This is a genomic window from Bacillus chungangensis (assembly GCF_030812995.1).
GTDB classification, from domain to species: domain Bacteria; phylum Bacillota; class Bacilli; order Bacillales; family Bacillaceae_C; genus Bacillus_CF; species Bacillus_CF chungangensis.
Genome location: NZ_JAUSTT010000003.1, coordinates 111,260 through 133,410, shown reverse-complemented (window position 1 = coordinate 133,410; position 22,151 = coordinate 111,260). Strand labels below are relative to the sequence as shown.

14 protein-coding genes, 4 pseudogenes and 1 riboswitch are annotated in these 22,151 nt (G+C 37.1%); of the genes and pseudogenes, 12 read left to right on the top strand and 6 right to left on the bottom strand.

What is annotated here, in order from left to right; translation table 11 throughout:
* Positions 1–234: 234 nt before the first annotated feature.
* The 3 genes and pseudogenes from J2S08_RS22725 to J2S08_RS03700 all read right to left on the bottom strand — a co-directional run.
* Positions 235–392, bottom strand: a pseudogene (locus J2S08_RS22725) (transposase); the annotation flags it as partial.
* Positions 393–507: 115 nt separating this feature from the next.
* Positions 508–1,893 carry an LLM class flavin-dependent oxidoreductase gene (locus J2S08_RS03705; RefSeq protein WP_307226791.1) on the bottom strand — a complete coding sequence of 462 codons (1,386 nt, stop codon included), beginning with the start codon at positions 1,891–1,893 and terminating at the stop codon, positions 508–510.
* A gap of 15 nt (positions 1,894–1,908) precedes the next feature.
* Positions 1,909–3,084, bottom strand: coding sequence for an acyl-CoA dehydrogenase family protein (locus tag J2S08_RS03700; protein WP_307226789.1), 1,176 nt, complete (start codon positions 3,082–3,084; stop codon positions 1,909–1,911).
* A 137-nt stretch (positions 3,085–3,221) separates the two neighbouring features.
* Positions 3,222–3,329, bottom strand: a riboswitch (SAM riboswitch).
* Positions 3,330–3,746: 417 nt separating this feature from the next.
* Here J2S08_RS03700 and J2S08_RS03695 point away from each other — a divergent pair.
* A complete protein-coding gene (locus tag J2S08_RS03695) occupies positions 3,747–4,487 on the top strand; it encodes a MerR family transcriptional regulator (protein WP_307226787.1) in 741 nt (246 codons plus the stop codon).
* 80 nt (positions 4,488–4,567) lie between these two features.
* Here the strand turns inward: J2S08_RS03695 and J2S08_RS03690 are convergent, their stop codons facing one another.
* From J2S08_RS03690 to J2S08_RS03680, 3 genes are all read right to left on the bottom strand, one after another.
* Positions 4,568–5,146, bottom strand: coding sequence for a nucleotidyltransferase family protein (locus tag J2S08_RS03690; RefSeq protein WP_307226785.1), 579 nt, complete (start codon positions 5,144–5,146; stop codon positions 4,568–4,570).
* A gap of 274 nt (positions 5,147–5,420) precedes the next feature.
* Entirely contained in the window at positions 5,421–6,887 is a 1,467-nt protein-coding gene (locus J2S08_RS03685) for a PH domain-containing protein (RefSeq protein ID WP_307226783.1), read from the bottom strand.
* Positions 6,874–7,380 (bottom strand): PH domain-containing protein, encoded by a 507-nt coding sequence (locus tag J2S08_RS03680; protein ID WP_307226781.1) that lies wholly within the window; start codon positions 7,378–7,380, stop codon positions 6,874–6,876. Before J2S08_RS03680 ends, J2S08_RS03685 begins: the two co-directional genes overlap by 14 nt.
* A 482-nt stretch (positions 7,381–7,862) precedes the next feature.
* Here J2S08_RS03680 and J2S08_RS03675 point away from each other — a divergent pair, with 482 nt between their 5' ends.
* The 11 genes and pseudogenes from J2S08_RS03675 to J2S08_RS22395 all read left to right on the top strand — a co-directional run bounded on the left by J2S08_RS03675 (position 7,863) and on the right by J2S08_RS22395 (position 22,149).
* The gene (locus J2S08_RS03675; RefSeq protein WP_307226780.1) at positions 7,863–9,500 is read left to right on the top strand and encodes an ATP-binding protein; all 1,638 of its coding nucleotides are present in this window, start codon (positions 7,863–7,865) and stop codon (positions 9,498–9,500) included.
* A 10-nt stretch (positions 9,501–9,510) separates the two neighbouring features.
* The gene (locus tag J2S08_RS03670; protein ID WP_307226778.1) at positions 9,511–10,212 is read left to right on the top strand and encodes a response regulator; all 702 of its coding nucleotides are present in this window, start codon (positions 9,511–9,513) and stop codon (positions 10,210–10,212) included.
* Between the two features lie 237 nt (positions 10,213–10,449).
* Entirely contained in the window at positions 10,450–11,775 is a 1,326-nt protein-coding gene (locus J2S08_RS03665; RefSeq protein WP_307226775.1) for a CitMHS family transporter, read from the top strand.
* Between the two features lie 446 nt (positions 11,776–12,221).
* On the top strand, positions 12,222–13,964 hold the full coding sequence (gene ade, locus J2S08_RS03660) for an adenine deaminase (RefSeq protein WP_307226773.1): 1,743 nt from the start codon (positions 12,222–12,224) through the stop codon (positions 13,962–13,964).
* Between the two features lie 364 nt (positions 13,965–14,328).
* Positions 14,329–15,306, top strand: a pseudogene (locus tag J2S08_RS22420) (cache domain-containing protein); the annotation flags it as partial.
* A complete protein-coding gene (locus tag J2S08_RS22415) occupies positions 15,298–16,245 on the top strand; it encodes a methyl-accepting chemotaxis protein (protein ID WP_370875627.1) in 948 nt (315 codons plus the stop codon). The pseudogene J2S08_RS22420 and the gene J2S08_RS22415, both read left to right, overlap by 9 nt.
* Before the next feature lie 307 nt (positions 16,246–16,552).
* The gene (locus J2S08_RS03650) at positions 16,553–17,152 is read left to right on the top strand and encodes a histidine phosphatase family protein (RefSeq protein WP_307226770.1); all 600 of its coding nucleotides are present in this window, start codon (positions 16,553–16,555) and stop codon (positions 17,150–17,152) included.
* 487 nt (positions 17,153–17,639) lie between these two features.
* A pseudogene (locus J2S08_RS22410) lies at positions 17,640–18,686 on the top strand (HAMP domain-containing protein); the annotation flags it as partial.
* Positions 18,678–19,625 (top strand): methyl-accepting chemotaxis protein, encoded by a 948-nt coding sequence (locus tag J2S08_RS22405; protein WP_370875626.1) that lies wholly within the window; start codon positions 18,678–18,680, stop codon positions 19,623–19,625. The pseudogene J2S08_RS22410 and the gene J2S08_RS22405, both read left to right, overlap by 9 nt.
* Positions 19,626–20,163: 538 nt before the next feature.
* Positions 20,164–21,210, top strand: a pseudogene (locus J2S08_RS22400) (HAMP domain-containing protein); the annotation flags it as partial.
* Positions 21,202–22,149, top strand: a complete 948-nt coding sequence (locus J2S08_RS22395; protein WP_370875625.1) for a methyl-accepting chemotaxis protein — start codon at positions 21,202–21,204, stop codon at positions 22,147–22,149. The pseudogene J2S08_RS22400 and the gene J2S08_RS22395, both read left to right, overlap by 9 nt.
* Positions 22,150–22,151: the final 2 nt, after the last annotated feature.

The window sequence follows — 22,151 nt, the reverse complement described above, 5'->3', positions numbered from 1 at the left end:
TCATTATTTGATTTAAAATAAAGTAAGGTATAAAACAGTATCATTGTTGTTATAATACGAAATCAGCTAAATAAAAGATAAGATATTATGAATTATTTTTTGTATTAACATTAAAAAGGGGCTGTCTGATAAGTCCTTAAAACTAAAGCAGCTAAGAAAAATGAAACAATTTTTCTTAGCTGCTTTTTTAAATGGAGATTTTTTTATAAAAGTGGCAAGGCGAAGCCCTGCTACTTTTAGTAAGTTGTGGGCTAATGCTACAATCCCAAACTCGACATACAATTTGTGAGTCCTCGTAAAGAAAACCTGCGGAACGACCGATTGTCCTTTCTCTGACCGAACACACTTTCTACTTCAACTTTACGTTGAGCGTAGATAGTGGATTTTTCTTCACATTTACATAAATAGGCCAGCCGCAATTTTCACCACCCCATTTTTACTGTCCTTACGATTCGAATGGCAAAATGTCGTCTCGTCCGAATCTTTTTTACTGTCTTTCCCAAGTACTTACTGAGATGCAGCTTGCAGCTTCCAGGAAAATTGCTTGCCTGGGTGATGGTCGGCCAACTGGTCGCCGTCACCGAATAAATTGTTGCGCAATGTTTTGCTTGCTCCGTCCTCTCTTAATAATCCACGCTCTTGCAAAACTGGGATGACGAGTTCGGCAAATTCTTCGAATGATCCCGGCATAACCGCATACGTGATATTGAAACCATCCACACCTGCTTCATCAATCCATTTTTCCATTTCGTCAGCGATCGCTTCCGGGGTGCCGGCTACGACAGGGCCGATGCCGCCAAGTCCCACGAATTCAGCTATTTCATTAATTGTCCATTGTCTGTCTGGATCAGCTTTCGTAAAAATTTCCACCCGTGAGCGCATGGAATCATTTTCGACAAACTGAAGGTTTTCGTTTGGATCGAAATGGGAAAGGTCGATCCCTGTCCAGCCGCTGAACAGGCTTAATGCACCTTCTCTGCTGATATGTTTTTTATAATCTTCGTATTTTGCATCCGCTTCTTCCTGGGTTTTTCCAACAATTGGTGTGAACAAGCAGAATATTTTGATTTCCTTTGGTTTTCTTCCGTATGTTTCCGCTTGGCTGCGTATCTTCTCAACGTATTTTTTGGCGATGGGAATAGTTGGCATTGAGACATATACACCTTCAGCATGCTTAGCGGCGAAAGCACTTCCCCTGGATGATAGGCCCGCTTGGTATATTACAGGTGTCCTTTGAGGTGAAGGTTCGCATAAGTGTGCGCCTGGAACTGTAAAATAATCGCCTATGTGCTTAATATCATGCACTTTGTCCGGATCAACAAACATTTTTTTCTCAATATCCCTTACGATGGCGTCATCTTCCCAGCTTCCTTCCCACAGCTTATAGCATACTTCCAAATATTCTTCGGCGATGTTATAGCGCTCGTCATGCTCGACCTGTTCCTTCAGGCCGATATTGATGGAAGCACTTTTCAAATACGAAGTAACGATGTTCCAGCCTACACGTCCTTTTGTCAGGTGATCCAATGTCGACATGCGGCGGGCGAATGTATACGGATGTTCATGTGTGACCGAAGCCGTCACGCCGAATCCGAGATGCTCTGTTACAGAAGCCATGGCAGGGATAACCAGAAGCGGGTCATTGATCGGTGATTGCACTGCCTGGCGAAGGCATGCGTCACGGTTTCCTTTATAAACGTCATATGGTCCCAGTACATCCGCTAGGAATACAGCATCAAAATTGGCTGCTTCCAGCGTTTTCGCAAGTTCAATCCAGTGGTTGAGATCTTTGTAGCAGTGCGAACGGTCTTCCGGGTGTGCCCATAGTCCCGGCGACTGGTTGCCCGGGCAATTCATGACAAAAGCGTTTAGTAAAATTCGTTTTCCTATCATTTTTCCATATCTCCTTTATTGTTCGTTTTTTTCCGGCCAAAGTGATGTATCAATTCCGACAATTTGCTTCCCGATCAGTTCCCTGGCAAGGTTGTTGGAAGGACCCATCACAATTCCTGCACGCGAATCACGGTACAGCCGCTCCAATGTTCCTTTTTTATAACCGAACCCGCCCGCAACATCCATTGAGATCTGTGCCACCTGATTGGCGGTTTCCGAAGCATGGACTTTAAATTCGAAAAGCGTTGTCCTCAGTTCGTCCGGTAGGGGCTGGCCTGATTGATACCAGTTATTCAACCTGGAAGCAATATCATTCTGCCAGGCACATAAACTGTCAATCAAAATCTTCGCTGAAGCAAGCTGGTTTCTGACGACTTGGTGTTTTCCAGAAGCTTTGGCTGCGAAAGCGACCGCCTCATTGAAGATTCCGATGGCTGTCCCGGTCCAGGCGCATCCCAGACCGAAAATATAAGCATTGCTGTTTTCCACAATTCTTTTTCCCGTTCCTTCTTCTCCGATCAAGTCGCGCTGGTCAACAAAAATGTTGTTTAAACTTATGGGAGAACTATGATTTCCGCGTACGCCTAAAGCATCCCATGTCCCAGTCTCAATCCCATCCTGCTTGGCATCGACAATGAAATAAGAGAGATCCGAATAAACTTCCGACTTTGGTGATCTTGTTTGAACGACATAAAAGTTGGCATAGCCGCTGCTGGTTGCAAAGGACTTTTCGAAATTCAATAAATAGCCGCCGTCTGTATATTTAGCTCTGCTTTCGCTCAGCCAATGCTGTCCCCCAGTGGCCCTCTCACTGTTGGCGATCGTTCCGATTTTTCCTTCACGGAGCGGTTTCAGCCATCTGTGCCATTGATCTTCATTACCGTAACCATAAATAATAAGCGTTGCGCCGATATTCATCGTGTAGACCAGTGCAGTCGAAGGGCAGGCTTTCGCTATCTCGCGGACAACGAGACCGTAGGCAAAATAATCAAGCGCAAGGCCGCCTAATTCTTTCGGTAGTAAAATACTGTTCCATCCTGCTTCACCAAGTGCTTTGAGGTTTTCGCTTGGAAATTCTCCTTCCCGGTCAATCCGGTCAGCATTTGGACGGATGACAAGGTCGATTATTTTGCTTATTTGAACTTTCACTTCCCCTAGTGAGGGCTTTGCTTCTTTCATGGCGGTTGTCATGCAACCATCTCCTTTTCGTGTAAAATTAAAATCACTGAAAAAATTCTGGGCGAATCCCATTCCTATTTCTTGAAAAGCAAAAAGCCCTTCCCTCAATAAAGATGAGAGAAGGGCACACACATATGCAAGCTATATCAGTCTCATCTTTAGAATACAAAAGTATTCATCTGAAATTAGCACCATGCAATCAATTGCTGGTTGCTGAGGCTTCTTTGGGTCAGTCCCTCCGCCTCTCTTGATAAGATCATTTTATTCATTTGTTAATATACAGAATTGCCTATTGACTTTATTTGAGTATAATCAATATTTTATAAATAGTCAACCTATTTAAAAAATAATTAAGATACCAAGAATGAAACATGATAAGAAAAAATGACGAAAAAAATTTTATCCCACATCGAACTGGCAGTAAGCCCCCCACCTCAAGAGTAAGAGGAATCAGAAGCGCTAGGTGGGGGAAACTGAAAGTCAAATGTCCGATTGGTTCAGGCCTACAGGGCGTAGGTCACTCAAGCGTTTGCGACAGGACGTCGCGCTTTTAGCTTGAGATCCTTTAAATGGGGGATGAGAAAAACCCGCTGATGGAAGTTTCACCTTATTTTTATTATTGACTCTTACGTTGCGTGATAGTTTATCGTTATTGTTGAAGGGAGGATAAATAAATGAGAGTGAAGGAAGTTGCTGATTTAGTCGGCATTAGCGTTCGTACATTACATCATTATGATGAAATTGGCTTATTGATCCCAGAGAAGACAACCGAGGCTGGCTATCGCATTTACTCCAATGATAATCTTGAGACGCTGCAGCAAATCTTATTTTTTAAAGAACTTGACTTCCCTTTAAAGAAAATTAAAGAAATTGTTTGTTGTCCTTCTTTTGATCGTGAAGAGGCACTCATACTGCATCGAAAAATGCTGCTTGAGAAACGCAGTCGACTTGATAAAATGATTGCCACGATTGATAAGACGATTCAACATAAGAAAGGAGAGATTCGAATGACGAACAAAGAAAAGTTTGAAGGTTTCGACTTTCGTTATCCTCAATATGAACAAGAAGCACGTGAACGTTGGGGAGATGAAGCTGTCGACAATGCCAACGCAAAAATAGCGAACATGTCTCAACATGAACAAGATGCCATGACAAAGAAAATGAATGTCATCTATAAAAAACTAGCGTCACTTCGTCATGGCTCATCTAAATCAGATGAGGCGCAAGCGGTGATCAAAGAATGGTATGATTTTTTGAATACAATAGGCAATTACTCACTTGAAGCATTCAAAGGATTAGGCCAAATGTATGTAGACGATGAACGGTTCACAAAGAGTATAGACAGATTTGGCAGCGGCTTAGCTACATTTATGCGTGATGTGATGGCAGATTTTGCAGACAATCATAAAAAGTAATGTAAATGGAGACAGCCGAAAAAGTTTCTTCGTGTTTCAAGATCGCTTCTTCGCTGTCTCCTCTTATCCCTAATCGTTTGTTAGTCTATGTCAAAAGGATGAATGATAAGGTTGTTCCAAATTGATTTCCAATTCTTTTTCCTTATCCTTTCTTTATAAATTTTCGCCAGTTGTTTATTATCTTTGAAAAAAGGAGTGGGTTTTAGTACTAAATTAATCACATCATTAATACCACATGGAGCAGTTAGGATGACATTATCTTCTCTATCTAACTGTAATCCTAAAGCGGTTGCAGTTTCTGGAAACTTGGATATTGCATCGACCGAGCAGGTATATGGAGGAAGATAATTGATGATATGCATTCTTGCCTGATTTTTCACAGACCAAGGGATATCTGGAACAATGCTTCTCAATTTTTTCTCCCATTTTTTTTCTTCTAATTTCTCTGTAAATTGATCATCAAAATAGATGACATCAATATCTGCCATCATCGTTCTTTCCTGAAATCCATGTAAAGTATCCCAAATCTTCGAACGAACAAACCCAGCACATATCCACCAATCTGGTAAATATAACGTTCTTGCTGCTTTTAATATATCCATCATCCATTTATCTTTTTTTACTAACAGAATAATATCTTCTTCGGTTTTCAAATGCATTTTACCCCCTCCTATACTATATGATGAGATAAAGTGAAACTTCCATGAGTGGGGGTTTTCTCTCATCCCCCACTGATGGTTAGTTGAACCAATCGGACATTTACTGGCAGTTATCCCCCACCTAGACTTCTTCGATTCCTCTTACTCTTGAGGTGGGGGTCTTACTGCCAGTTAGATGTGGGATAAAAATGAATCTTTTTCCACCAAAAGAAGCTCCATTAGTAAAAAAAGTATGTGCCAACTTTTTCGATAAAATATTGACACATACTTTTTTCTAGCGATTTGCATACCAATGATAATAATGCTCAGCTATCTCTTTAGGGATATCGGAAATAGTTGATACGTGAATTGGTTTAGCTCTTGTTGAAATTTTAAGAGAAGCTAAACCGAATTTGCGTTGCAGCCATGATTCTGTCATTTCTAACTCTTCTATTTTCTGCCGGGTTGTTAAAAATAGTTCTGTTGAAAACGAACCACTTTGCAGTTGAATATAGGGAGTGCTTAGCATATAGCCGCTGTGGAAATAATTAGCGATACGTGAAATGACAATGAAAATAAGCAAGATGAATAGCATATACCAAAGCGATGGCCAAAAATAGAAAATAACACATGCAGCAATGATCCATAAATAACTTGGACGTATCAGCTTTACAAAGAGCGCGGTTTTAGGGAGCTTCACCATCGCTGAATCTATTCTAAATGTTGGCAGGATTTCAACTACTAAACGTCGGGCGCGGTTTTCAGAAATGAAAGGAAAAAGGACATTTGTTTCTATTTTTTCTTCTCCAGCTCCCCCTGCACTGACAAGTTCCACCTCTGCTATACCCAACCATCTTCGAAGCAGGCTTTTATTAAATTTTATGGCTTGCACTTTTTCCTTTGGGATCGAAAATTCTGTTTGATTAAAAATCCCTTTTTTAATAAAGATCCGATTGTGATCAGAAACAACTTGAAACTTCCCATATTGAAGATACATCATTCCTATTCCAAACAGCATGGACAAAATAAGAATGATACAAATAATAATAGCTAATATGAACCAAGACTTTTCAAAAAAAGCGATGATTGTGTCTGTGTATCCATCTAGTGCAAAGAAATCATTTATTTTAAAATAAAGTGAAAAAAGCAAAGGAATAAGAGCTAAAAAACGGAACGATGTAAACGAAGCGACAAGTATTTCTTTTAGAGTCACTTCGTAATGCTCTGTTTGAGTTGAATGCTCTTGAGTGATTTTCTCCACTTCCGGCATCGTTTCATCAATGCGAACGATATCGGAAAGACGCAAATGTCTTTGGATTCGTTCTGCTTCCTTGCGTGAAATTGCCTCTAGTTTGATTGTAGCCTTATCATCAACAGCACCTGTCTGAAGCGAAAGTGTAGTAAGCCCAAATAATCGTGCAAAGAACGACGTATTCAATTGAACACTTTGAATTTTCTCTAGCGATATAAAGCGCTCTTCTTTTACAAAACGGCCTTCATTTATTTGCAGTTCTTTATCTGTAAATAAATACTTAAAATTCCACCAGCTGAGCAGGATAGAAATGAATCGATAAATCATGTAAAGAATGAATGCCAATTTTAAATAATGTATGATCATAGATTGCGAGCCTGCTTTGAAGAGAAAAAAGAAAACGATTGGTATGATAAACTCTTTCATAAATTTTCCAACCGAAAAAATGATCCATAACGGATGAAGCCGCTGGCCTTGCTTATCATATGTTTTCATGTTATTCGGTGTCATTTGGAAGCTCCTTTTCGGTGATCTTCGCTAAGAAGGCAATATGGTTTCGAAGTTCCATCGCTTCTTTTTCAGGAATAGCTGGTATCTCATGTGAGGATGCCATCGTTCCAATCGTGACTGTCGCTAACTTGTATCGACGTAAAATCGGACCCTGATTTGTATTGACATATTGAACTTTTGTCATTGGGACAATAATGTGAGATTTCTCTAATACCCCATGTTTTAACTGAATATAATGTTCGTCAATTGCATAGCGCCATGTACGCTGCTGGTAGATAGGGTAAATAAATATGCCATATACAGCATGAAGCAGAACGAGTATAACAAGGATGAAAAGGATGTGGCCAACCCATTCTACCCAGTCATAACGATTTTGTAAAAAAACAAGCCCTCCTAGTATGCTAAGAGTAATAAAATGTCCGATAACCGAACTAATTCTCCACACTTTTACAGCATCTCGCGAAATTTTCTGATGTGGTTCCTGTATTTTCATCTTTATAACCTCTTTCTGTTCAAATATATCGGCTAATGTTTCTACGAATCAAAAACAGGAAAGGTTTCTCCCTATTTTTATCCATCCTTCATCAACATGTACAACAACGAAGAAAAATACGATAACCTTTTGATCTAGTAGTAAGAGACTGGAGGGTATAAGTAATTTTACTTTGCCAACGTTATCCTTTTCCTTAACTAATAAAATCTGTGCTGTCGATTCAAGAAGTTTGTAATGAGCGTTTCATAGAGTGATAGAAAAATCTCAATATTACTATCTCTTATTGACTAGTATATCTTCAGTTGTGTATTGTCAATATACACTACAGTAATATCGAACTAAAATGTATATTTTTTCATTTTTTTTATCGTGAGTTCGATGTTAGACAAATTCCCCAACAATGAAAATTGGATAACCTTTCACTTTGCTTCTTTCAATAAGCCGCTGCTGAAACAATCTATAGAGGAGGAGCTTTTTTTGCTATGATTCAGTATCACAACGACGACATAAGTCATTTATATCGTCCAAAAGTAACATTTAATTTAAAATTAAAGATGATTACCCTTATGGGACTATTGATCATTGGGATGTTCGGGATTATAGGTTTTTTTTTACAACACTTTATTAAAGATGCATTAGAAAAACAGGTAGGTGAAAGAACTTTAAATGTTGCTCAAAGTGTAGCAAATATTCCAGAACTGAAGGCAGCATTTTTATTAAACGATCCTGCTACTGTTATTCAGCCGCTTGTTGCTCCCATCAGGGAAGCGACAGGTGCTGAATATATTGTTGTAGGTAATGCAGAAGAAATTCGCTATTCTCACTTAAAACCTAATAGAATTGGGAAAAGAATGGTAGGGGGAGACAATGAACGAGCACTACAGCACGGCGAATCTTACGTATCAAAAGCTGTCGGTTCGTTAGGGCTGTCTTTACGAGGGAAAGTGCCAATCATCTCTGACGAAGGCGATATTATAGGCATCGTCTCTGTCGGTTTTTTAGTTGATGATGTACAAAGTATGATTAGTAACTATCATAAAGAGTTATGGTATGTATTATTGCTCATTATCGGAATTGGCATTTTTGGTGCGATCTTAATTGCGAATTATATTAAAAAAATACTCTTTGGTTTAGAACCGGAAGAAATTTCACATTTGCTGCTGCAAAAAGAAACGATATTACAGTCTACACATGAAGGGCTTATTGCTGTAGACAAGAGAGGTTTTATTACAATGATGAATGCTGCAGCACAGCGTCTTCTTTTCGATCGGGAATGTCCTAAAAATAACTTTGTTGGGATGCCGATAAAAGAATTGCTTCCTCATTCCACGTTAACAGAAGTTCTTGAACATGGAAAAAGTCAATATGACAAAGAAATGCTTCTAGGAAAGAATATTGTTCTTGTAAATAAGGTTCCAATCTATGAAGATGATACGATTGTTGGGGCAGTATCTACCTTCCGAAATAAAACAGAAATTGAACGATTAACAAAAGAATTAACACGAATTAAGCAATATGCAAATACGTTAAGAGCTCAAACACATGAGTTTTCAAATAAACTTTACACGATTCTAGGTTTGTTGCAGTTAAATAAAAAACAGGAAGCAATCGATTTTATTAGGAAGGAAAGTGACATACATCAAGAATGGATTCGTTTTTTGATGGAAAGAATACCAGATTCAATGATTAATGCTATACTGTTAGGTAAATTAAACCAAGCTAATGAGCTAAGAGTAGAGATGTCTATTCATCCTGATAGTCAACTTACATATCGATTTTCAGGAGCTAAGAGGGAAGCACTGCTAACAGTGTTGGGCAATCTAATAGAGAATGCTATTGAAGCAGCAAAAAATAGGAAACAACCAAAGCGAATGGTTCATATCTTTTTTACAGACATTGGCGACGACGTCATTTTCGAAATTGAAGATTCTGGCCCTGGTATTAAAGGCGAAGATGCGAATAAAATATTTATTCAAGGATTTTCTACGAAAGAGGGCTCAAATCGGGGCATCGGATTGGCATTAACAAACCAAATGATTTCTGAAATAGGCGGTACCATTTTACTAGAAGAAAGCGAATTGGGAGGAGCATGTTTTGTGATAACGATACCGAAAGATTGAGGAGAATAAAATGAGTAAAGATTTTCAAGTATTAATTGTGGAAGACGATTTTCGGATCGCTGAAATTAATCGTCAATTTGTTGAGAAAATAGATGATTTTACGGTGCTTGATATCGTTAAAACAGGAAAAGAAACACTGGATTATCTTAGAAGCAGTAAAAACCTCCCGAATCTTATCCTTCTAGATGTCTATATACCTGATATTGAAGGGCTGGATTTGTTCTGGAAAATTCGTAAAAACTACCATGATATTGACATGATCATGGTTACTGCTGCTAAGGAAGTATCTACAATCGAAGAAACACTGCGAGGCGGTATTTTTGACTACATTATTAAACCAGTTGATTTTAACCGGTTTGAACAAACTTTAAACAACTATAAAAAACGGCATCATTTTCTTACCTCAAAGAAAGAGATGGAGCAAGCAGAAATTGATCTCATTACAGGAGTGAAAGACTTATCATCCGCCAAAAGTATGTCGCATGCCATATTGCCAAAAGGGATTGACAGCATTACCTTGGAGGAAATAAAAAATATAATGAAACAGCATAATCACAATGGAATCACTGCGGTTGAATTGAGTAAAAAAATCGGAACAAGCCGCTCTACAGCTCGACGTTATTTAGAATACTTAGTCTCTCTTCAAGTCGTAAAAGTTAAACTTAAATATGGAGATGTTGGCAGACCAGAACGTCAATACGTCTATTTGTGAAAAAGCATGAACAAAATGAACAAAATTAGTTTTAATGATTAATAGTATATTTATAGTAATAAACTTTATCCTTCTCTTCACAGATGCTAAAATTTTTTAGAAGCCAAGACTGTGGGAAGAGGGGTTTTTTTGTAAACAATATGATGCGAACGCTTTCATTTTTTAGCTACGTCCGCTCATGATGAAATATGCTACCTTTTCATCATGAAACAGGTTTGGAAGAGAAAGGAGATATTTATGCTTAGTATTATTGGATTTGTAACGATTTTAGCAATTGTATTGCTGCTTATTAGTGGAAGAATTACCCCGATTGTGGGGCTAGTCCTTATTCCGATCATTGGTGCATTTTTGGCAGGATTTGGCATCGAAGAAATAGGCGTCTTTTTCCAGGACGGGATTGCTTCGGTTATGAATGTTGTGATTATGTTTATTTTTGCCATCTTATTTTTTGGGATTATGCAAGATACAGGACTTTTTGATCCTTTAATTAATAAAATGATTGCAATTTCTCGAGGAAATATTATTGCTGTAACAGTTGGAACCGTCATCATTGCGGCTATTGCTCACTTAGATGGATCAGGCGCTTCAACCTTTTTGATTACGATCCCAGCATTGCTTCCTCTGTATAAACGCTTGCATATGAATGCTTACTTGCTTCTTTTATTAGTTGGGGCAAGTGCGAGTATCATGAATATGGTTCCATGGGGTGGGCCGTTAGGGCGTACATCTGCTGTATTAAAGATAGATCCCACTGAGTTATGGAGACCCCTTATTCCAATTCAAATTATTGGTTTAGTACTCTTAATTGGTTTAGCAGTCTTTTTAGGATTTCTTGAGAAACGCCGGATTCAAAAGCGCCACTTATCTGAAAATTTTGAAGCTGCTGTGGCACTTGATGCTGTAGAAAATGAAGAAGATTCACTTTCAAAAGATCATTCACTAGCTCGGCCAAAACTGTTTTGGTTAAACGTATTGCTAGCTTTAAGTGTCATTGGGTTTTTGGTTTGGGGAATGATCCCAGCTGGCTTTATTTTTATGATTGGGGTTAGTATTGCTCTGCCAATCAATTATCCCAACGTAAAAGATCAAATGGACCGAATACGTGCACATGCTCCAAATGCGCTTCTAATGGCAGCAATTATACTTGCAGCCGGCTCATTTTTAGGAATTCTTGAGGGAACAGGAATGCTAGATTCTTTAGCTACCGATCTTGTTACGATATTACCAGGTTTTGTTGTCCCTTATTTACATCTTATTATCGGATTCTTTGGTGTTCCATTTGATTTAGTATTGAGTACGGATGCCTATTATTTTGCGCTGCTTCCAGTCGTCGAACAAATTGTTACGAATTACGGGGTAAGCTCAACATCTGCTGCGTATTCATTAATTGTAGGAAATATTGTTGGAACGTTTGTTAGTCCGTTTTCGCCAGCACTTTGGCTAGCACTAGGATTGGCTGGATTGGAAATGGGGCGTCATATACGTTATTCGCTATTGTGGTTGTGGGGATTAAGCATCGTTTTAATAGCAGTGGCATTATTCATGGGAGTTATCACAATTTAAAAGCTATTTTAATATGAAACTCCCACAAGTTCATGGAACTTGTGGGAGTTTCATTTATTTTTTAGGGTACTTGTCTCTTAAATTGACTAAGTTTTCGCTAGTCTACTCCTATCAAAATAACCTATCACTTCTTCTTTACATTTATTTTCATATTTCCTATTATTTGTGACCTTATTATTATATTCGTTTTAATTAAACAGCTTTTTTGAATAAGGGGGGATGTAATGATATTTCTATCAAAATTATTTCCAAATGGTTGTACAGACGTTTCATACTTTTCTTTCCTCAATCAATCACAAAATTTGATCAGGACGAGTTCTTTTACTTGTGATATAATGTCTGATAAGTTTTTCCCATTAGTTGTGAAGGTTCGATGTTTTTCACTAATAATGGAACAACAACGATTCGTTATGAAAAGTAAAAAATAAATAAAGTGAGGACAAAAAATGAGTCATCGTATGAGAAACCTTATTGATACAGCCCAACATATATCTGAAGCAGATATTGTATTAAAAAATGGAACAATTGTAGATGTTTTTTCTTTAGAAACATACCAAGCTGATGTTGCGATTCATAACGGATACATCATAGGAATCGGAAATTACGAACAAGGAAGCAATTGTGTTGATGTTTCCGGAAAATACATCATTCCCGGATTGATTGATGGCCATATTCATATTGAGTCAACAATGGTTACACCGTCGGAGTTTTCAAGAGCACTTTTTAGACATGGCATCACAACCGTTGTAACCGATCCTCATGAAATTGCTAATGTGGCTGGAATTGAAGGAATTAAGTATGTCATTGAAGATGCAAATTCTTCTTTGATTGACATTTTATTCAAGCTGCCTTCTTGTGTTCCTGCTACTTCTTTTGAAAGAAATGGGGCAACATTAACTGCAGATGATTTATATCCATTATTATCAAATGAGAAAGTAATTGGCTTGGCAGAAGTAATGGACTTTCATGCTGTGTTGACGATGCAAGAGGATATGTTAAATAAATTAAAAATGGTGAAAGATCGAGGGATGGTTATTGATGGCCACGCTGCTGGGTTGTCAGAGCAAGATCTAAATATTTATAGTATTGCATCCATTCGAAATGACCATGAGGCTGTCACGAAAGATGAAGCAATAGATCGTGTAAGACGCGGCTTTCATGTATTAGTTCGGGAAGGTTCAGCTGCGAAGGACTTGTTAGCCCTTTTACCAGCTATTTCACCACAAAATAGTACCCGCTTTTCCTTCTGTACAGATGATAAACATTTAGATGAATTGGTAGAGGAAGGTACAATAAATTATGCGATGCGTCTTGCAATCAAACACGGATTAGATCCGCTGATTGCTATTCAAATGGCGACCATCAACAATGCAATCTGTCATCAGATAGAGAATAAAGGAGCTGTAGCACCTGGATATGTTGCTGACCTTCTGCTTGTTGACGATCTTGTTGAATTACATCCTTCCCATGTAATCAAAGATGGCCGTATTTTCGATTTAGGTTCCAACAAAGCTGAACTTAAGAAAGAAAAAGCAGCTATTCCGATGTCTATTCAAGAATCGATTAACATGAAACCGATTAGTAAAGAAGCATTACAAATTATCATAGCGGATGGACAGCTTGCTAACGTTATTGAAATCATCCCGAATCAATTAATAACGAAAAAAAGCATAGAAAAAGTACTTACAAAAAATGGGTTGTTTCAAGCGAATGTAGCTGATGATCAAATAAAAATCGCAGTTTGTGAAAGACATCATGCTACTGGAGGAGTTGGACTAGGAATCGTAAAGGGACTGAAGCTGAATAAGGGGGCTATTGCGTCAACTGTTGCACATGATTCGCATAATCTTGTCGTAGCAGGAACGAATGATGATGATATGATTCTTGCCATTGAAGCGATTCGTTCAATGCAAGGTGGGCTCGTTATAGTAAGTGATGGGGAAGTACTTGCAAAAGTCCCATTAAAAATTGGCGGTATCATGTCGGAGAAACCTTATGAAAAAGTGGTGGAAGAATTACACCATCTACATGAACAGCTTCGTCAGGTTATCTCTGGAGGAGAGGCAGTTCAAAACGTGTTTATGATCTTATCTTTCTTATGTTTGCCAGTAATACCTTCTCTAAAATTAACAGATAAAGGATTATTTGATGTAGATTCATTTCAGCATATAGAAGTCGGAATAAAATAATCATTCATACGATCTTACTTGCAAAAAATGTTGACATCCTATGATAAATGAAATCCGAATAAGGCGTCTTATTCGGATTTTTTATTATTTAAAACTACATAGTAGCATATTGCAAACAATTTGAAATGCTTTATTTGAAAAAATCTTTCAATACGGAACAATAGTTCGAAAAAATGTTATTTTTTACATAAGAAATATGTGCTAAAATTTTGGAGAATAGAGACTAAAATAACGAAATTATCCTTATTCTTCTCTATTTTAGTAGTTATTTTGTAATATGTACAATACATAGGAGGTAGTCATCTTGTTAAACAAATTGCAGAACAAACTCATACTTATCTTTGCATTATTACTTATTGCTGTAATGGTCATCTCGCAATTGGTGACAGGAACTCAAATGTCTAAAAACTTTAGAGAAGAATTAGACGTCAAGGGAACTGAACAAGCAAAAGCATTATCACAAATTACTGAATTGCGTCTTAATAATTATGCTAGAGATATTTTACGGTTTAGTGAGAATCAACAAATAATAGATATTCTCCAAAATTCGCCTACTATAACGCCTGAAATGGTGAAAGAAATGAAAGCCTATACAAAGATCAACCCTGAAGTTGCAAGTATTTATATGGGAAGCTCGACAAAAACAATGTATGACCCGGAATTTAATGTATATGAAGATGATTATGATCCCTTTGTAAGACCTTGGTATAAATTGGCTAATGATAATAGTGGAAAAGTGCAATTTACTGAACCTTATATGGATCTTGTTAGTAAAAAAATGAAAGTATCCATTTCAAAAGCGATTGTGCAAAATGACAAAGTTTTAGGCGTAATCGCAATTGATTTAAACTTGGATTCTATCACAGAACAAATTAATGAAACAAATGTGGGCTATAATGGTTATGGTTTCATTCTAGATGCTGAAGGGAATCCAGTCGTACTTCCAGATTCAACTGAGGAAAATCAACGAGATAAACCACATGTAGAGAAAATGTATAGTAAAGATGAAGGTAAGATTCAATTTAATGAGAAAAATACAAAGAAAATGTTGTATTATACTACGATAGATAATACGGGGTGGAAAATAGGTGTCGTTTATAAGGAAACGGAGCTATTAAAACTCGTTAATCGCATTCAACATTTAAATACAACAATTACATTAATTGCCATTTTTATTGCAAGTGTTATCGTCTTTTTTATTGCACGTTATTTTACAAAACCAATTATCCAGTTAACCAGACAAGTACAAATCATGGCGGAAGGCGATTTGACTGTTCAAGGAGAAACAAAATCAAAAGACGAAATTGGTCAATTAACGACCCATTTCAATCAAATGGTGCAGCAGATGCGCGATATTTTGTCCCATGTGATCGGTGCTTCTGAAAAGGTTTCTACATCGTCTGAAAGTTTAAGTGCTGTTTTTGAAGAGACGAAGGCGGCAACTGAAGAGATTGCCCATGCGATTTCAGATGTCGCTCAAGGCTCTACGGAGAGTGCGACGAAGTTAGATGAAATGCAGGGAGTCACAAGTAATTTAGCTTCACAATTTACGCTTGTTGAGGAAACGATGAATACAATGCAATCGAGGTCTAATGAAACGCAGCAGGCAAGTATAAACGGAAGAGAAACATTAGCTGTTTTACAAACACGCTCTGACGATTCCTATCGTGAAATTCAATCGATTGAAAATGTGTTAAATCATCTTGTTTCTAAAATAAACGATATTCAAGCAATTGTTGCCACGATTAATACCATTTCAGAACAAACTAATTTGCTCGCCTTAAATGCGTCTATCGAGGCGGCAAGAGCCGGAGAGGCTGGAAAAGGCTTTTCTGTCGTAGCGACGGAAGTTCGGAAGCTTGCTGAACAATCAACAGCATCAACGGATCAAATTCGCCAAACCATTCAAGGCATTGTCGAAGAAGCCGCGCGGGCAACTGAAGCAATGAGCAGGACAAAAGAAATAACATTAGAACAAAATGGCGCTGTAAAAGATACAGAAACAGCATTTACGACAATTCAAGATTTAATGTATGAAGTAATTAAGTCAATTAATGAAATGTCGAAAGAAGTTCATAAAATGTCGTCATTAAAAGATGAAGTTGTACTGTCGATTGAGAATCTTTCTGCTATTGCGGAAGAGTCGGCAGGTGCTGCTGAAGAAGTAAGTGCTTCTACACAAGATCAATTGAAAGCGATAGATACCGTGGCACAATCAGCAGAGGAATTGAGTCATTCTAGCAGTGAGTTAGAATTGCTTGTCAAGAAATTTAAAATATAAGATGGACAAGACAGATCTATTGACTTTCCTTCACTTGTTTAATAGAGATTACAAAACCTAGTATCAATAAAATAACCTGAGTTCTGAAGAATTGGACTCAGGTTATTTTATTCTTTTCAAAAACACTGTTTTTATGTTGCTGATGATAGGTCAGCTGATAATAAATGAAGCAGAATGCTAGATCAAGGGTGTTATGCAACATATTCTATTGTTTTTCTAACTTATTGAAAAGAGATATGAAAGAAAGGTATAATCTTATAAGCGTTTTAATTTCCGAATATTTTGACGGGAAAGGGAGAATGATACAATGAAACTATTTTTAATAAGACATGGCCAATCAGAAGCAGATATTCTGAATGTTCACGAGGGAAAAGCGGATTTCCCACTCACAGATTTAGGTATAAAGCAAGCTAATAGCTTAGGTTCCTATTTAAGGAAAAATTATCAAATAGATATCATATGGTCCAGCACGTTAAAAAGAGCTGCCCAAACATCGGAAATTGTAAGGACTTATCTAGATTGTTCGATTATGTATGATGATCGATTACAGGAAAGAAATAATGGCATTTTAGCTGGTAAACCGATTACGGAAGAAAATGTAGATACATATTATTCATTAAAACCTTTTGAACGTATAGAAGAAGGGGAGAGTGATTTAGAGTTTAGGGCTCGTGCTGAGTCTATATTGCTAAAGATTATAGATAATAGTAAAAAAACGGATCATGTAGCGATCGTAACTCACGGTGGAATGATAGAAAAATGTATTCATTCATTACTCCATTTGCCCACAGTAAATAAGACTTATTTCTATACTGGTGATACAGGCATACACTTATTTGAACATAACGACAGTAACACGATAATAAAATTTTTAAATAGAACAGAACATTTACATGGTGTTCGTTAAAATAGAGTTTTATCCCACATCTAACTGGCTGTAAACCTCCCACCTCAAGCGATAGAAGTGAGGAAACAGAGGCAGAATGCTTATCCACTTATTGATTTGTCTATTTTCAAACAGCGTCCCTTTAGTGTGGGAATGATAACAGTAATCGTCGTTATGTAGTTCACTTGAACCTATACTATTTGTAACAAATAATGTCTTAAAATTATTTATTTTAACCTCATATTATTCCTACCCGAATATAGGATATTCTTATTCGGGTTTTTGCTATGTATGAAATTATTTAAAAGTGATTATTTTAAAATAATATCTTAAACGATTATTCAAACATGATTCCAGTTTTCTTGAAATTCGGTTCAAAAAAATGTTGCTTTTTACATTAAAAATATATGCTAAAATTTTAGGAAATAGAGACTATTAAAGCTGAATTATCTCATTCTTCTCTATTTTAGTAGTTATTTTGTAATATTTACAATACATAGGAGGTAACATGATCTTGTTAAACAAATTGCAGAACAAACTTATTCTCATCTTTGCTTTATTACTTATTATAGTAATGGTCATCTCGCAATTGGTTACAGGAATGCAAATGTCTAAAAATTTTAGAGAAGAATTAGACATGAAGGGAACTGAAATAACAGAGGCATTATCACAAATTACGGAACTACGCCTCAACCACTATGCTAAAGACATATTGCGTTTTAGTGAAGATCCACGTTTAAAAGCTATTTTACAAAATAATGACGTGACATTAACACCTGAAATGCGGAATGAAATGACAAATTATGAAAATATCAATTCTGAAGTTGCTAGTATTTATGTGGGAAGCTCAAAAAGAAAAATGTACGATACTGATTCTTCTGATACATACGAAGATAATTACGATCCAAGAGAGAGGCTTTGGTACAAATTAGCTAGTGAAAATAGTGGAGAAGTGCAATTTACTGAACCTTATTTGGATATCAGCAATGAGTTAATGGTTTCCATCTCAAAAGCAATAGTCCAAGGCGGTCAAGTAATTGGTGTTGTGTCTCTTGATTTAAATTTAAATACGATTACGGAGCAAATTAATGAAACAGACGTCGGATACAATGGATATGGTTTTATTTTCGATTCTAAAGGGAATGTTGTCGTTCATCCAGATTCCACTGGAGAAAATTTACGGGACAAGCCTCATGTAGAAAAAATGTACAGTAATGAGAAAGGCAAGATTGAGTTTAACGAGAAAAATACAAAGAAAATTCTTTATTACTCTACGCTGGAGAATACAGGGTGGAAAATAGGGGCTGTTTATAAGGAAACAGAACTATTAAAGTTTGTTAAACGCATTCAAGAGTTGAATTTCATTATTACGTTAGCAGCAATCGTTATTGCAAGTATAATCATCTATTTTATCGCACGTTTCTTTACAAAACCAATTATCGAGTTAACCAAACAAGTGCAAATCATGGCGCAAGGCGATCTGACTGTTCAAGGACAAACAAAATCAAAAGACGAAATAGGACAACTAACAAACCATTTCAATCAAATGGTGCAGCAGATGCGCGACATTTTGTCACATGTGATTGGTGCTTCCGAAAAGGTTTCCACATCGTCTGAAAGTTTAAGTGCTGTTTCAGAGGAGACGAAGGCAGCAAGTGAAGAGATTGCCCATGCGATTTCAGATGTGGCTCAAGGGTCTACAGAAAGCGCAACAAAGTTAGATGAAATGCAAGGGGTTACTAATAATTTAGCCTCACAATTTACGCTTGTTGAGGAAACGATGAATACAATGCAAGCGAAGTCTAATGAAACGCAGCAGGCAAGTATAAACGGGAGAGAAACATTAGCTGTTTTACAAACACGTTCAGACGATTCTTATCGTGAAATTCAATCTATTGAAAATGTGTTAAATCTGTTAGTTTCTAAAATAAACGATATCCAAGCAATCGTTGCGACGATTAATGCAATTTCAGAACAAACCAATTTGCTCGCCTTAAATGCGTCTATCGAGGCGGCAAGAGCCGGAGAGGCTGGAAAAGGCTTCTCTGTCGTAGCGACGGAAGTTCGGAAGCTTGCTGAGCAATCAAAGGCATCAGCAAATCAAATTCGTCAAACAATTCAAGGCATTGTCGAAGAAGCTGCGCGGGCAACTGAAGCGATGGGCAGAACAAAAGAAATAACATTAGAACAAAATGGCGCTGTAAAAGATACCGAAACGGCATTTACAACGATTCAAGATTTAATGTATGAAGTAATTAGGTCAATCAATGAAATGTCAAAAGAAGTTTACGAGATGTCGTCATTAAAAGATGAAGTTGTACATGCGATTGAGAATCTTTCTGCTATTGCGGAAGAATCAGCAGGTGCTGCTGAAGAAGTAAGTGCTTCTACTCAGGATCAATTAAAAGCGATAGAAACCGTATCGCAATCAGCAGAAGAGTTGAGTCATTCTAGCAGCGAGTTGGAATTGCTTGTTAAGAAATTTAAAATATAAGATAGATAAGGTAAAAAGTTGCGCTATTTCTTTCTTCACTTAAAGTGGACTGGAAAAACGCCAAATAGACAAGTCTCGTTAACTAACCTGAGTTCACCGTATATGAGCTCAGGTTTATTTCTTTTTTAAAATAATTCTGTTGGGGATGGAACTCACTCTAATGAAATCAAAGTCTAGAAAAGGACAGCCTAAAAGAAAGGGAATTTGGAAATATTTAGATGGGAAAATTGATAAATAAGGTGGTTAGTAAACGATGGAACTATTTTTTGATAAGACATGGTAATGAATGAATCCACATATAGGATTTTTCATATTAGGGTTTTTATGATGTGTAAAATGATTCTTTTAGAATAATATCTCAAACGATCATTCAAACATGATTCCAGTTTTCTTGAAATTGGGTTCAAAAAAATGTTGCTTTTCACATAAGAAATATGTGCTAAAATCTTAGGAAATAGAGACTATAAAAGCTGAGTTAACGTCATTCTTCTCTATTTTAGTAGTTATTTTGTAATATTTACAATACATAGGAGGTAGCATGATCTTGTTAAACAAATTGCAGAACAAACTCATTCTCATCTTTGCGTTATTACTAATTATAGTAATGGTCATCTCGCAATTGGTTACAGGAACACAAATGTCTAAAAATTTTAGAGAAGAATTAAACATGAAGGGAACGGAACAAGCAAAAGCATTATCACAAATTACGGAATTACGCCTCAACAACTATGCTAAAGATTTATTGCGTTTTAGTGAAGATCCACGTTTAAAGGCTATTCTACAAAATGATGAAGTAGTGTTAACACCTGAAATGCGCAATGAAATGGCGAATTACGTCAATATTAATTCTGAAGTTGCTGGTATTTATATGGGAAGCTCAAAAAGAAAAATGTACGATCCTAATTCTTCTAATAACTATGCAGATAATTATGATCCAACAGAGAGGCCTTGGTACAAATTAGCGAGTGAAAATAGTGGAGAAGTGCAATTTACTGAACCTTATTTGGATAGCAGCAATGCGTTAAAAGTTGCTATTTCGAAAGCAATCGTCCAAGGCGATCGAGTAATTGGTGTTGTGTCTCTTGATTTACATTTGAATACGATTACAGAGCAAATTAATGAAACAAACGTCGGATACAATGGGTATGGTTTTATTTTCGATTCTAAAGGGAATGCGGTCGTTCATCCAGATTCCACTGGTGAAAATTTACGAGACAAGCCTCATGTAGAAAAAATGTATAGTAATGAGGAAGGCAAGATTCAGTTCAATGAAAAAGATTCAAAGAAAATGTTATATTATACGACACTGGATAATACTGGTTGGAAAATAGGGGCTGTTTATAAGGAAACAGAACTATTGAAGTTTGTTAATCGCATCCAGGAGCTAAATTTCATTATTACGTTAGCAGCGATCGTTATTTCAAGCGTTATTGTCTTTTTTATTGCCCGTTATTTTACAAAGCCAATTATCGAGTTAACCAAACAAGTGCAAATCATGGCGGAAGGCGATTTGACTATTCAAGGGGAAACAAAATCAAAAGACGAAATCGGTCAATTAACAAACCATTTTAATCAAATGGTGCAGCAGATGCGCGACATTTTGTCACATGTGATTGGTGCTTCCGAAAAGGTTTCCACATCGTCTGAAAGTTTAAGTGCTGTTTCAGAGGAGACGAAAGCAGCAAGTGAAGAAATTGCCCATGCGATTTCCGATGTCGCTCAAGGGTCTACAGAGAGTGCGACAAAGTTAGATGAAATGCAGGGAGTTACAAGTAATTTAGCTTCACAATTTACGCTTGTTGAGGAAACGATGAATACAATGCAAGCGAAGTCAAACGAAACACAGCAGGCAAGTATAAACGGAAGAGAAACATTAGCTGTTTTACAAACACGCTCTGACGATTCCTATCGTGAAATTCAATCTATTGAAAATGTGTTAAATCATCTTGTTTCTAAAATAAACGATATTCAAGCGATTGTTGCGACGATTAATACCATTTCAGAACAAACAAATTTGCTCGCCTTAAATGCGTCTATCGAGGCGGCAAGAGCCGGAGAGGCTGGAAAAGGCTTCTCTGTCGTAGCGACGGAAGTTCGGAAGCTTGCTGAGCAATCAAAGGCATCAGCAAATCAAATTCGTCAAACAATTCAAGGCATTGTCGAAGAAGCCGCGCGGGCAACTGAAGCGATGGGCAGAACAAAAGAAATAACGTTAGAACAAAATGGCGCTGTAAAAGATACAGAAACGGCATTTATGACGATTCAAGATTTAATGTATGAAGTAATTAGGTCAATTAATGAAATGTCGAAAGAAGTTTACGAGATGTCGTCATTAAAAGATGAAGTTGTACATGCGATTGAGAATCTTTCTGCTATAACGGAGGAGTCGGCAGGTGCTGCTGAAGAAGTAAGTGCCTCTACTCAAGATCAATTAAAAGCAATAGAAACTGTTTCACAATCGGCAGAAGAACTGAGTCATTCTAGCAATGAATTGGAATTGCTTGTTAAGAAATTTAAAATATAAAA